The organism is Synechococcus sp. MW101C3, from assembly GCF_002252635.1.
Lineage (GTDB): Bacteria > Cyanobacteriota > Cyanobacteriia > PCC-6307 > Cyanobiaceae > MW101C3.
This window is the reverse complement of sequence record NZ_NQKX01000003.1, coordinates 56,458-68,746: the sequence shown is the minus strand read 5'-3', so window position 1 is coordinate 68,746 and position 12,289 is coordinate 56,458. Positions and strand designations below refer to the sequence as shown.

General features: G+C 62.9%; 11 protein-coding genes and 1 pseudogene. 9 read left to right on the top strand and 3 right to left on the bottom strand.

The features are described from left to right. Positions 1 to 144: 144 nt before the first annotated feature. From CJZ80_RS15290 to CJZ80_RS04375, 6 genes and pseudogenes are all read left to right on the top strand, one after another. Positions 145 to 357 (top strand): hypothetical protein, encoded by a 213-nt coding sequence (locus CJZ80_RS15290; RefSeq protein ID WP_233132802.1) that lies wholly within the window; start codon positions 145 to 147, stop codon positions 355 to 357. 130 nt (positions 358 to 487) lie between these two features. Next, positions 488 to 679 (top strand): Thivi_2564 family membrane protein, encoded by a 192-nt coding sequence (locus CJZ80_RS04395; protein ID WP_094510869.1) that lies wholly within the window; start codon positions 488 to 490, stop codon positions 677 to 679. A gap of 90 nt (positions 680 to 769) precedes the next feature. Beyond that, positions 770 to 1,161: pseudogene (locus tag CJZ80_RS04390) on the top strand (cupin domain-containing protein). Between the two features lie 82 nt (positions 1,162 to 1,243). Continuing rightward, entirely contained in the window at positions 1,244 to 1,633 is a 390-nt protein-coding gene (locus CJZ80_RS04385; protein ID WP_094510868.1) for a hypothetical protein, read from the top strand. A gap of 538 nt (positions 1,634 to 2,171) precedes the next feature. After that, on the top strand, positions 2,172 to 3,503 hold the full coding sequence (locus CJZ80_RS04380; protein ID WP_094510867.1) for a hemolysin family protein: 1,332 nt from the start codon (positions 2,172 to 2,174) through the stop codon (positions 3,501 to 3,503). 142 nt (positions 3,504 to 3,645) lie between these two features. Then, positions 3,646 to 3,867 carry a hypothetical protein gene (locus tag CJZ80_RS04375; protein ID WP_094510866.1) on the top strand — a complete coding sequence of 74 codons (222 nt, stop codon included), beginning with the start codon at positions 3,646 to 3,648 and terminating at the stop codon, positions 3,865 to 3,867. 320 nt (positions 3,868 to 4,187) lie between these two features. On the opposite strand, the gene CJZ80_RS04370 is transcribed toward CJZ80_RS04375, so the two are convergent. Next, on the bottom strand, positions 4,188 to 4,859 hold the full coding sequence (locus CJZ80_RS04370; RefSeq protein ID WP_094511060.1) for a DedA family protein: 672 nt from the start codon (positions 4,857 to 4,859) through the stop codon (positions 4,188 to 4,190). Positions 4,860 to 4,869: 10 nt separating this feature from the next. After that, positions 4,870 to 7,641: a cation-transporting P-type ATPase gene (locus CJZ80_RS04365; RefSeq protein WP_094510865.1), complete on the bottom strand. Its 2,772-nt coding sequence runs from the start codon at positions 7,639 to 7,641 to the stop codon at positions 4,870 to 4,872. A gap of 47 nt (positions 7,642 to 7,688) precedes the next feature. Here CJZ80_RS04365 and CJZ80_RS04360 point away from each other — a divergent pair, with 47 nt between their 5' ends. The 3 genes from CJZ80_RS04360 to CJZ80_RS04350 all read left to right on the top strand — a co-directional run bounded on the left by CJZ80_RS04360 (position 7,689) and on the right by CJZ80_RS04350 (position 11,224). After that, positions 7,689 to 8,849: a cation:proton antiporter gene (locus tag CJZ80_RS04360; RefSeq protein WP_094510864.1), complete on the top strand. Its 1,161-nt coding sequence runs from the start codon at positions 7,689 to 7,691 to the stop codon at positions 8,847 to 8,849. A 70-nt stretch (positions 8,850 to 8,919) separates the two neighbouring features. Then, a complete protein-coding gene (locus tag CJZ80_RS04355; protein ID WP_094511059.1) occupies positions 8,920 to 10,323 on the top strand; it encodes a TrkH family potassium uptake protein in 1,404 nt (467 codons plus the stop codon). Positions 10,324 to 10,438: 115 nt separating this feature from the next. Next, positions 10,439 to 11,224 (top strand): methyltransferase domain-containing protein, encoded by a 786-nt coding sequence (locus CJZ80_RS04350; RefSeq protein ID WP_094510863.1) that lies wholly within the window; start codon positions 10,439 to 10,441, stop codon positions 11,222 to 11,224. Positions 11,225 to 11,234: 10 nt separating this feature from the next. Here the strand turns inward: CJZ80_RS04350 and CJZ80_RS04345 are convergent, their stop codons facing one another. Next, a complete protein-coding gene (locus CJZ80_RS04345; RefSeq protein WP_094510862.1) occupies positions 11,235 to 12,143 on the bottom strand; it encodes a lipid kinase in 909 nt (302 codons plus the stop codon). Between the last annotated feature and the right edge of the window lie 146 nt (positions 12,144 to 12,289).

The following is a 12,289-nucleotide window of genomic DNA, read 5'->3' as shown; positions in this document are numbered from 1 at the left end:
CACTAGGTTGATCAGCCTCTGCCGTTATCAGACTGCTGCTGTTGTGAGACTGATGCTGTGTTCAGATCCGTGCGGCGAACTGGATTCATGGTGTGATCGGATTTTTCTGTCCCTTGTGAGGGATGGGGAGTGTGAAGCCCGTGGGTGGAGCATGCAGCCTCGGGTCACTCTGATGAGTCCTGGCTTCTGTTCATGAATCAAGGAATGGTGCTGTGCCTTGCTTTCATCTTTGCAAGCGTGGCTTGCTCGCCTGATTGTGGCCTGCTGCACATCTGCCTCCTGTTTGCCTCCTATCTGCAGCATCCTCTTGGAGTTGATCTCCTGGCTTCTCGCTTCTTCACCGGCTTCGTTGCCTGAACGGGCAAAGGTATGGCTAGAGATGGACTGGGCATGGTGATGGAGCTGCCAGGAGAGCCGCCTCCGGTTCTTGCAATGCAAGCTCCCTATCGGCTCTGTTCATGACGCTCGTACTCTGGAAAGCTATCCAATGACGCTGATTTCGCTTCTCGTTACACTCATCGTTGTGGGGGTGTTGTTGTGGCTGGTTAACAACTACATTCCGATGGATAGCAAGATCAAGAACATTCTCAACATTGTTGTTGTCATTGCTGTCGTCATCTGGCTGCTCAATCTGCTGGGCCTGACGGACAACCTGCGCGGCATCCGCGTGGGGAGTTAGGCGCTGGCCGGGGTGGGCTTGGTGGCGCACGGGGGTTGCGGAGAGGGGGTTGGCAGCCAGGCGTCTGCCGGGATCCAGCAGAATCAGGCTATGGATCTCCATGCTGATCTGAGCCGGCCCGTGGTGCTCGACACCCACGCCCTCCCCTGGATTCCCTCGCCGATGCCGGGGGTGGAGCGGCGCCTGCTCGACCGGCAGGGTGAGGAAGTGGCGCGGGCCACCTCCTTGGTGCGTTATGCACCAGGCAGCCACTTTCCCCCCATCGCCATGGCGGCGGCGAGGAGATCTTCGTGCTGGAGGGGGTGTTCCAGGACGAGCACGGCACATACCCGGCTGGTAGCTGGTTACGCCACCCCCCAGGCAGTGTGCACAGGCCCTGGAGTGAGACTGGCTGCACGATCTGGGTGAAGACCGGCCATCTGCCAGTCACCTGTGGACCGGATGGTGCGCTGAGCTCAGCCCCCACGACACCCGTGGCATGAGCCACAGGTTGGCTGCAGCACACCCGTGACCGTGCCCGCCTAGCGCGCTGTGCCTAGCCTGAGGCAATTCCGCCAGGTGGCCATGGCTGTGGTGAACCGCTGCGCGGTGGGGGTCTACCCCAGTGAGCAATTGCTGGATTGGGCCCGGAGGCTGGAGCTGGAGGTGGATGCGGCGGGAGCCCGGGAGCCCTGCTTGTACCTGATCCCCGATTACGACACACAGGAGGAGGCTGAGGAAATCCTCGCGGAGGTGTACGAGGCGATCTTTGAAGCGGAGCTGGATTACTGGCACCGCGACATCGGGGCCTGGCCGGCTGAGCGCACCTACCCGGTGTTCCGCAAGTGGTTTGATGTGCGCTTCTACCCCCTGATCCAGGATCTGGTGGCCGATGAACTCACGGCCACCGAACTGGACGACGAGTTGGTGGGCACCATCACCACAGCATTGGAAGGAATGGCGAAGGCGCCTTGAGGGACTGGGCAAGCGTGTGGCTGCCGATGACCTGAAGCGAGCGCTTTGCTGTGAGCATTGCCCTGATGGGAGCACTGCGATCTACAGCATGGGCTGTGTGAAGTTTGCCAGGGGGAAACTTGCTACGGGAAATGTGCTTTAGCTGTCGGTCTGCGGTTGCTTCCAAGGTGGTGCCGATGGCCTGGTAACTTCAACGTGCTGTTGCTGTCTCTCGCTTTACTCGGTCCTCGGCACTGTTGATCATGGGCACTGTTGATCATCATCGGGTGGCTGTCATCGAGTTCGCCTGGATGTCGGGTTCCAGCACGAGACATGCATCCGATTGGTGGTAGAAGCTGCGCAGATCAGCTGGGTTGTTCAGGTGCGGCATCCCTGTGGAATGATCGAACCTGCTCTTCTGCTGCAACCTTCAGTTTCTCTGATCGCGTTGATGATGCGTGATTCTGGTCATACTGGATGCGCCAGGAAGCCATGGCCATCCGGGCAAAGCCATGCACCTATCTGTAGAATCGATCCATCGTGAGCTTTTCCCCCCTGCTTGGCGCTGGAGATTCTGTTCATCCTGTTGCTGATCGTGGCCAACGGGATCTTTTCTGGCTCTGAGATCGCGATTGTTTCGGCGCGCAAGGTGCGGCTGCAGCAACTGGCCGATAAGGGGAGCAGGCCGGCGCGTATCGCCCTGCGGCTGGCGGAAACGCCGAACGATTTTCTTTCCACGGTGCAGATCGGCATCACCCTGATCGGCGTGCTCAGTGGTGCTGTGGCTGGCGCCACGGTGGCGCAGAAGCTCAAACCCTTCGTTGATCAGCTTCCGGCTCTGCGGCCCTACAGCGAAGGGCTGAGCGTCACGCTGGTGGTGGCTTTGATCACCTACCTCTCTCTGGTGATCGGCGAGCTGCTGCCCAAGCGCATCGCCCTCACCCATCCGGAGAGGATCGCCTGCACCATCGCGCCGGCCATGCGAACCCTTTCGCGGTTGAGCGCGCCCGCCGTGCATCTGCTTGGTGCCTCCACCGATGGCCTGCTCAGGGCTCTGCATGTGTCCGCCAGCACCGAGCCCGACATCACCGAGGAGGAGATCAAGGCATTGATTCGCCAGGGGGCAGATTCCGGTGTGTTCGAGCCCACGGAGCACGACATGGTGCAGCGGGTGTTGCGGTTGGGTGATCGCACCATCAAGACGATGATGACCCCACGCACTGACATCCAGTGGCTTGATCTGGAAGCAACGGAGGAGGAGATTCTCGCTGACGTACAGGATTCGAACCACTCCCGCTTTCCGGTGGGCCGTGGCAGCCTTGACGACTGCGCCGGCATTGTGCGCGTGCGCAGTTTGCTCAACGCCCAGCTGGGGCGTGAGCCGCTGGATCTCGAGGCCTTGTGCCAGCCACCGCTCTACATCGCCGAATCGAGCCGTGCTCTGAGTGTGCTGGAGCAGTTCAAGCGCGCGGGCATCCATATCGCCCTGGTTACCGATGAATATGGCGGCGTGGAAGGGCTGGTGACCCTCAACGATCTGATGGAAGGCATCGTGGGCGATCTGCCCGACCTCGACGATAACGAAGATCCTTCCTTTGTGACGCGAGAGGATGGCTCCTGGCTGGTGGATGGCAGCCTGGATATCAACGCCTTTGATGACCGCATCGGCACGGAATTGCTCAGCTCCGATGAGCAGCCCACATATCACACCCTCGCAGGATTTGTGATTCATGCCCTGGAGAGGATTCCCAGATCCTCGGATCACTTCCTCTGGCTGGGCTACCGCTTTGAAGTGGTGGACATGGACGGCAACCGCGTGGACAAGGTGCTCGTGACGCCACCGGTGAAGCCCCCTCCCGGCAGTGATCCATCGGGTGATCTTGACGGCTAAGCGTGGCCATTCCCTCGGCTCTGGTGCTGCGGCGCCCCTGGGCTGTGTGGTGATGGTTGCTGCTGCGATGGCTGCCATTGGGCTGCCAAACTGAATCAGCGATTGACCTGTCAACGTGGCCTGTGAACGCTGCGGTTGCCGCATGATCACCAAAGCGAACCACGCGAAGGGATTGTTGATCTGTGCGGACTGTGGCCACCGTGTGGCTCAGGTCCAGCAACGGCAGACGCTGGGCAGTTGGTTAGCCGCCAGCTTTTTGTTGCTCTTCCTGATGGCGCTGGTGGTGATCACCGCCAGGCTTGAACCCAGCGTCTCCAGCGATCTGGAATTGGAACCCGTCAAGGAGCGCTCAAGGGGAGAGTGATTCAGGCTGTGGCCCCCCGGAACACTCACGCCACTCACTGCGTGATCACTCGCTTCTTGAGGAAAGCCCCTTTGCCTTCCTGCACTGTTCGCAGCGACAGGCTGAGCCTTGCCAAGTCCCCCTGCTATACAACAGCGCGCCAACTCCGTCTATCCGCCTGCTGGCTGCTCTCCCTGAATCAGCCAGCATTCCCTTTAAGAGTTCCGTTGGCAGCTTCGTGATCGGTTGTCTGTGCTCTTTGCTCGTTGGCCTGTGATCGGTGACCCGTGATCAGTGGTTTGCGATCGATGATCTGTGAATGATCACGCGCTGATGAGTGATCACCTGGAGTTTTTTCGCAGCAGTCGGGCCAGCGCCCACACCCCCATGGAGGCCATCAGCACGAGCAGTAGCTGGACCACGAAGCTGCCCATGGGTGCGATCCATAGCAGGATCTGGCGGTAGTTCGCTCCCAGCACCATTCCTGACGTCACCAGAACCAGGATCCAGACCAGGCTGCCCGCACTGGTCCAGAACAGAAACGAACCCTGTGGCATCAGTTCAATGCCGGCCGGTATGGAGACAAAGGGCCGGATTCCAGGGATCATCCGGCCCCAGAAAACCACCGCTGACCCATGGATGGAAAACCAGCGGCGGCTGGCGGCCAGATCCGCTGCCCTGAGCCCGAACCAGCGGCCGTGCCGGCCAATCAGATGTTCCAGCCTCTGCTCGTTCACCAGGCGACCGATCCCGTACCAGAAGCAGGCCCCGAGCAACGTGCCGATCAAGGCGGCAACCACAACGGGAACGAACTCAAGCTTGCCCTGCTGAATCAAAAACCCGCTGAGTGGCATCACCAGCTCGGAGGGGATCGGCGGGATCACGTTCTCCAGCAGCAAGACAAGAGCGATGAGCACATACCCCTGCAGCGGGTTGGTTTCGGCTGTGTCTGCGATCAGTGCCAGAAAGGATTCAGCCCAGCGGTGCAACCCACTGGCGGCAGGTTGCACCATGGCCTGCAACTCAGGCATTGGCATGGGCACGGCGGCGCCAGAGCCGCCACAGCTTCTCAATCTCCAGATAGGAGAAGAAGATCAGGCTGAAGCCAACGCAGATGGCCAGATCCTGCAGGCTGAGCGGAGTGGTTTCGAAGAACTTCGACAGGAACGGCACATACAGCAGGGCCATCTGCAGGGCGGTGGTGAGCAGCACGGCCCAGATCAGCCAGGGATTGGAAAATGGGTTGATCTGCACCAGCGGCAGATCGCTGCGGGCGGCCAGGGCATGGCCCATCTGGGCCAGGCAGAGGGTGGTGAACACCATCGTCTTCCACGGAGATCCCGACCCAGCGGCGTAAACCATCAGCACGATGGTGATCACAGCAAACACCACGCCGATCCGCAGGATGTAGCTGCCGATGCCGCGGGCAAAGATCGACTCACCAGGTTCGGCCGGTGGCCGTTGCATCAGCCCTTCCTCGCCCGGCTCCAGGGCCAGTGCCAGGGCAGGAACGCCATCGGTCACCAGGTTCATCCAGAGGATCTGCAGCGGCGAGAGAGGTACGCCCACCATGCCCAGCAGCGGGGCGGAGGCAATCGTGATCAACTCGCCGACGTTGCTGCCGAGGATGTATTTCACGAAGCGGCGGATGTTGGCGTACACGAGCCTTCCCTCTTCCACCGCATTCACGATGGTGGCGAAGTTGTCGTCGAGCAGCACCATGTCGGAGGCTTCCTTGCTCACCTCCGTGCCGGTGATGCCCATTGCCACGCCGATGTGGGCCTGCTTGAGGGCGGGAGCGTCGTTGACCCCGTCACCGGTCATGGCCACCACCTGGCCATTGGCCTGCAGTGCCTTCACGATCCTCAGCTTCTGCTCGGGAGGAACACGGGCATAGACACTGCAGCGGCTCACCACCTCCTGGAGCCTGGAATCGTTGCACTGCTCAAGCTCCCGGCCCAGCACCACCTCGGCGTTCGCATCCACGAGGCCGATGCCTTGCCCGATCGCCCGGGCGGTGAGCGGGTGGTCTCCCGTGATCATCACCGGCCGGATGCCGGCTTCCCGGCAGCGGGCCACCGCCTCGGCCACTTCCGGGCGGGCTGGATCGAGCTGGGCCATCAACCCCAGCAACACTTGGTGATCCAGCGACTGCTCCGGGCTGGTGTGATGGGGAGCGCAGGCGAAGGCCAGCACCCGCAGGCCTGAAGCCGCCAGATCACGCGCCTGATCCACCCACCACTGCCGCTGCGGCTCGCTCAACACTGCGACCCCAACCCCACCGATCCAGCGGTCGCAGGAGCCAAGAATCACTTCCGGCGCCCCTTTGGTGATCAACAACGTGCTGGACCCCTTGCCCACGTTTCCCAGGGGCTGTTGCAGGGTGCCTGTGGCGTCGTCCACCCACACGGCCATCAGCTGGCGTTCCGAACTGAAGGGAATCTCCGCCTTGCGTTTGTACTGGCTACGCAGCGCAAAGCCATCGAGGCTGGCCTTGCCGGCCGCCACCACCAGCGCTCCCTCGGTGGGATCGCCGAGCACGTCCCAGCCACCGTCTTCGTCTTTCTTGAGTTCTGCGTCGCTGCAGAGCACCCCGGCTGCCAGGAGAAGGTCTCGGGCGCCATCGGTGATGCCGGGCACGGCTCCCTCAGGCGGCACGAGCTCGGCCGCAGTGAAGGAACCGTGAGGGTCGTAGCCCCTGCCGCTGACCGCAATCGATTGGCTGCCGCAGCGCAGCTCCTCCACCACCTGGCGGTTCAAGGTGAGGGTGCCGGTCTTGTCGGTGCAGATCACCGTGACCGATCCCAGCGCTTCCACGGCAGGCAAGCGGCGGATGAGGGCGGCCCGCTGCACCATGCGCTGGGTGCCGATCGCCAGGGTGACCGTGATCACGGCGGGCAGCCCTTCCGGCACGATTGCCACGGCCATGCTCAGCGCCACCTCCAGCAGCCCCAGCAGCGGTTGCCCCAGCAACCAGCCACCCAGCACCACCAGCGCCACCAGCGCCAGCGCGGAACCCACCAGCACATTGGCCAGGCCATCGAGCCGTTCCTGCAGCGGGGTGGTTTCGCCCCCGGCGGAGTTGATCAATTCAGCGATCTGGCCCAACTCCGTGCCCATGCCGGTGGCCGTGACCACCGCCGTGCCCCGACCCCGCACCACCTCCGTGCCCTGGAACAGGCAGTTCTGGCGTTCCAACACCGGCGTGGCGGCCTCCATCACCAAATCCGCCTTTTTGAACACCGCTTCGGCCTCACCGGTGAGGGCCGCCTCGCGCAGGCCCAGCTCGGCCACCTCCACCAGCCGGGCATCGGCAGGCACGCGGTCGCCCGCTTCCAGGCGGATCAGGTCGCCAGGCACCAGTTGCTCGCTTGGGAGCCGTTCCCAATGGCCATCGCGGCGAACCGTGACCAACGGCTGGGCCATCTCGCGCAGCGCCAGCAGCGCGGTCTGGGCGCGGCTTTCCTGCAGGTACCCCAGCAGGGCGTTCAGCCCCACGATCAGCACAATGGCGATCGCGTCCTTCGGAAAGCGCTGGGCCGAGAACGCAATGGCGGCCGACACCGCGGCAACAGCCAGCAGCATGATCAGCATCACGTTGCTGAGCTGATCCCAGAGAATGCGCAGGTTGCTGCGCCCCGGTGCCAGCTCCAGCTTGTTCGCCCCAAGCCTGGCAAGTCGTTCTGCCGTCTGGGCGGTACTCAAACCCTCAGCCGTGGCCTCCAGCTGCTGGAGACAGTCCTCCACGGTGAGGCTGTGCCACGCAGGCGAATTAGTGCGGCTCAAGGGAGACATGAGGGGATCAGCCGAAGACACTAAACGCCTTTCTGCCCGTTCTGCCGATGCCAACCTTGCTCACAACCCTGCTGGTGCTGCTCACGGGCGTGTTGATCGCGCGTGTGTCAGCGGGCCGGCTGGTGGCCTGGGCTGTGCCCGCCATCGTGCTGGAGCTGCTTGTGGGGTTCATCCTCGGCAACACGGTGTTGCCGTTTGAGGCCATCAAGCCACTCAGCGGCATCACCGAGCTGGGGGTGTTGACCCTCTTCTTCCAGGTGGGGCTGGAGGTGCGGGGCGATCTGCTGGCCTCGCGTCGCGGCAGCATCCTGCGCACGGTGGCGATCAGCTTCCTGGCCCCCCTGCTGGCCTACTGGCCCCTGAGCCAGCTGTTCGGCATGGCCACGCCCGCAACCCTGCTCTGCCTGGCGGTGCTCAGCGCCACCGGAACGGGGGTGACCCTGCGGGTGCTGGCCCTGGGGAATGCTCTCCAGACCCCCTCAGGGCGACTCCTGGTGGGCGTCTCGGTGCTCGACGACCTGCCGGCGATCGCGCTCCTTTCAGTGGCGATGGCCAGTGCGGGCTTGCCGATGGGAGGAGCGGGCCTGGCAGGACCTGGACCGCTTCTTGGTCTCGCCTTGGCGGCCCTGATCTCCCTGGCCGTCGGGCTGTGGGCGCGTCACCGGCCCGAGCGGCCCACCACACCCCTGGCGATCCTGATCGTGCTGATCGCCTCGTCGTGGCTGGGGGAAGCCAGTGGTCTCACCTCCCTGCTGGGCGCCCTCTGGGGTGGAATCCTGCTAGGTCGCCTTAGCCCGCCCGAGGCGGACGTCTCCCGCACCCTCTCGGTGCTCTCGGATGTGTTCTTGCCCCTTTTCTTCATCAGCGTAGGGATGCGGATCTCAGCGGACACCCTGCTGGACCCCCAGGCCTGGAGCCTGGCGGCGGCCCTTGTGGTGATGGCTGTGCTCAGCAAGCTGCTCTGCGGCCTGGGGGTCAGGCCGGCCGACCGCGCTGCTGGCGTGGACCGCTGGCTGGTGGTGTTCGGCCTGATCCCCAGGGGTTTGCCCGGACTGGTGTTCGCCACCACGGCGCTCAGCGCTGGCGTGATCAACGGGTCTCAGTTTTCTGCTCTGGTGATCATGGTGACGCTCACCACAGTGCTGGGCCTGCTGCTGCTGGAGCGACGCCTGGCTTTCGTGCGCAAGGCGGCTGAGAATCCAATGTGAGGGGTGATGATCCCTGCGGCGGTGATCTCTCCAGTACGTTGATCGTCGCTTGAATTCCCCTGAGCCGGTGATGGTGCATTCGGTTCATCAGCTATGGGGACGCCTGCTCGCCTGGCGGCACCGTCTCACGGTGCCACAGTTCACGGTGGTGACCGGCGGCTTGGTGATTGCGTTGGGCACAGTGCTGCTGGCCTCGCCGCTCTGCTCCAGCGATGACGTAGGCCTTTGGCAGGCTCTGTTCACCGTGACCTCGGCGATCACGGTGACGGGTCTGTCGATCATCGATGTGGGCAAGGATCTCACGCTCTTCGGCCAGATGACCCTGGCAGGGTTGATCATCACCGGCGGGCTTGGCCTGATGGCGATCACCACCTTCTTGCAAGGGTTTGTGCAGGGCCGCTCCGGCCTGCGCCATCGCCTCGACAAGGGACGCATGCTGGATGAATTCGGGGTGGGCGGAATCGGCCCCACCTTTCACCGGATCCTGATCACCGCCGGCTGTGTGATGGGAGTGGGCACGCTGATCCTGTTCTTCTTTGGCTTCACCGATATCACCAACGTTGGTGAACGCTTCTGGGCCTCAATGTTTCACTGCATCAGTGCCTACAACAACGCAGGTTTTGGGCTGTGGGCCGACAACCTGGTGGGCTACAAGGGAAATCCGGTGGTCAATGGTGTGATCGGCAGCCTGATCGTCGTCGGCGGTATCGGTTGGCGGGTCACCAATGATCTGTGGGAGAACCGCTCCCGCCTCAGGCGCATCCGCCATCTCTCCCTCCATACCCGGCTGGTGCTGCGCAGCACCCTGCTGCTGATCGCCATCGGGGCACTGGGCCTGCTGTTCACAGAACAATTCGCTCCTGATGGTGTGGTGATGACCCTCGGCCTGTGGGAGAAGCTTCAGGTCACCATCTTTCAATCGATCACCACACGCACCGCAGGCTTCAACACCGTGCCGCTGTCGATGGAAACACTTTCGGATGCAGGCTTGCTGCTGATGATCGTGTTGATGTTCATCGGCGCCAGCCCAGGCGGCACGGGTGGGGGCATCAAAACCACCACCTTCGTTCTGCTCATGGGCACCACCCGTTCGATGCTTGAGGGCCGCAAGGATGTGGTCATTGGGCGGCACGAGATCCCCGCGTCGATTGTGTTCAAATGCGTTGGCGTCGCACTGGCTTCCGGCCTGTTCGTGATCCTGATGACCCTGCTTCTTGGGCTCGGGCCAACAACGGCTGGAGAACCAACAGCTCAGTCTTTCAATTTCCTTGAAAAGCTGTTCACCTGCATGTCCGCCTTTTGCACCGTTGGACTGGATGTCGGTGTTACTGCCAATCTCAATCGTTGGGGCCAGTTGGTGCTGATGGTGGGCATGTTTGTGGGTCGATTGGGGATCATGCTGCTGCTTCAGTCCCTCTATGGCAGCAGGCCTCCTTCCCGGGTGGGCTACCCCCAGCAGGAGGTCTTCATTTGACGTTGGAAGCTGTTCCGCACCACTTCGAGCCGCGGTGCCAGTCCGCGCTGCTGATGCTGCTGCTGCTACCGGTGGCATGGCTGGGTGAGCAGCTGGATCCCACCGAGGGACGGCCATGACCGACACCCCCTCCGTGCCGTTGCCCATTGGCTTCCGGGATGTGGATGCCACTGCACCGGAGGCGTGCGTCCGCTGCCTCGATTGCCTGCACCAGTTGCCGGCCGGCCGTGCCTACAAGGCCCGCGCCCTCGCCGCGCTGCAGCTCGTGCCCGGATGTACCGCGCTGGATGTGGCCTGCGGCCTCGGCGACGATGTGGTCCAGATGGTGGCTGCCGGCGCGCGTGCCGTTGGCGCCGACTGCAGCCGCACGCTGCTGGCTGCCGCCCAGACGCGCCACAGCGCCACAGCGGCCAGCTTCCAGCTGGCGGATGCCAAGGCCCTGCCATTTGTCTCCGGCAGCTTTGATGCGGTGCGCATCGACCGGGCACTGCAACACATCGCGCAGCCGGAACTGGTGGTGAAGGAGATGGCCCGCGTCACCCGCCGGGGCGGGGTGGTGCTGTGCGCTGAACCCGATTGGGGCACGTTCCTGCTGGGTGGTCCCCACAGCGGGGTGAGTGAGCGCATCCAGCACGACTGGATCCGTTCGTTCCAGAATCCCTGGATCGGCCGCGCCCTGCCCGACCTGCTGAGCGCTGCCGGTATTGGCGAGCTGCAACGCGAGGAGATCTGGCTGCCCACCCACGGATTCGCGGAATCGGATCTGCTCTTCGGCATTGAGGACAATGCCCGCAAGCTCGCCGCTGAGCAACCTGAGGCGCTGGACTGGCTTGAGCACTACCGCGACGGCGAGGCCTACGCGGGCGTGCTGATGCTGATCAGCTGGGGGCGGAAGCTGTAAGCGGCTGGCGTCAGTCGTCCGCCGTCGAGGTGGGCGCCGGCACAAACACTTCGAGCACGGCGGGGCACAGCTCAAACACGGCAGGGGTTTTGGTGGTGACCTCTCCGTCAGTGTTGACGCGCTTCCGCAATCGCGTGTGCACCTCGAAGGTTCTGCCCTGCCAGCGGTGGATGCCGAAACGGGAGTTGCCACGTCCAGACTTCAACGCCGGCAGCACGAAGAAGAGTTGCCACCAATGGGGGATTTCCAGGCTGTAGAGATCCAGCCGCTGGTCGTCGATGGCGGCATCCTTCACCACGGTGAGCCCACCGCCGTAGAACACTCCGTTGCCTACGGCGATCTGCAGGGTACGGCGACGGAGGATCTGTTCCCCATCGATATGGATCTCGGCATCGAAACGTCGCAGCGTCAGCAACGCCTTCGCCGCCGCGATCCCATAGGCAAGGATTCCCCAGCGCTTCTTGAGGTCTTTGGAGAGCGCATCTGTGATCTTGATGCTCAACCCGCAACTGGCCACGTTGAAGAAATACTTGCCGTTCACCCGGCCAAGGTCGATGGTCTGGCGATGTCCGTTGGCTACCACGCTGCAGGCCTCGGCCAGCGTCAGAGGCAGACTCAGGGTGCGGGCCAGGTCGTTGGCCGTGCCCAGGGGTAGAAGGCCCAGGGGAAGGTTTGTCTCCAGCAGCGCATCGATCGCCAGGTTCAAGGTGCCGTCGCCACCGCCGATGACCACAGCAGACACCTCGTCCTGGTGCCAACGGATGCAGTGCGAAAAATCTTCTGACCGCATCACCTGGCCGATGATGTATCTCACGCCCAGAGAGTTGAAGGCCGCCACCACCTCACCGAACCGTTCAAGCCCCTGCTTGGAGTGAAGATTGATCAACAGGAGGATGGGTTTTCCCGATCTGTCTGCCATGGCGTGGCGTATGGATCAAGTCGCTGATCGACTGTAGGGGTGGCTGAGGAATTGTGTGCCGCCCGGCCAAACAGAACACGACCAGGTTGTATCGAGCAAGTGAGTACTCAGCCAAGACGTGCAACAGCGAGCAACGCAACGACTGA

Coding starts and splice junctions, on each gene's coding strand:
- CJZ80_RS04350 (WP_094510863.1), top strand. CDS start 10,439: ATGACCGACACCCCCTCCGTGCCGTTGCCCATTGGCTTCCGGGATGTG.
- CJZ80_RS04375 (WP_094510866.1), top strand. CDS start 3,646: ATGATCACCAAAGCGAACCACGCGAAGGGATTGTTGATCTGTGCGGAC.
- CJZ80_RS04370 (WP_094511060.1), bottom strand. CDS start 4,859: ATGGTGCAACCTGCCGCCAGTGGGTTGCACCGCTGGGCTGAATCCTTT.
- CJZ80_RS04345 (WP_094510862.1), bottom strand. CDS start 12,143: ATGGCAGACAGATCGGGAAAACCCATCCTCCTGTTGATCAATCTTCAC.
- CJZ80_RS04395 (WP_094510869.1), top strand. CDS start 488: ATGACGCTGATTTCGCTTCTCGTTACACTCATCGTTGTGGGGGTGTTG.
- CJZ80_RS04365 (WP_094510865.1), bottom strand. CDS start 7,641: ATGTCTCCCTTGAGCCGCACTAATTCGCCTGCGTGGCACAGCCTCACC.
- CJZ80_RS04385 (WP_094510868.1), top strand. CDS start 1,244: ATGGCTGTGGTGAACCGCTGCGCGGTGGGGGTCTACCCCAGTGAGCAA.
- CJZ80_RS04355 (WP_094511059.1), top strand. CDS start 8,920: ATGGTGCATTCGGTTCATCAGCTATGGGGACGCCTGCTCGCCTGGCGG.
- CJZ80_RS04360 (WP_094510864.1), top strand. CDS start 7,689: ATGCCAACCTTGCTCACAACCCTGCTGGTGCTGCTCACGGGCGTGTTG.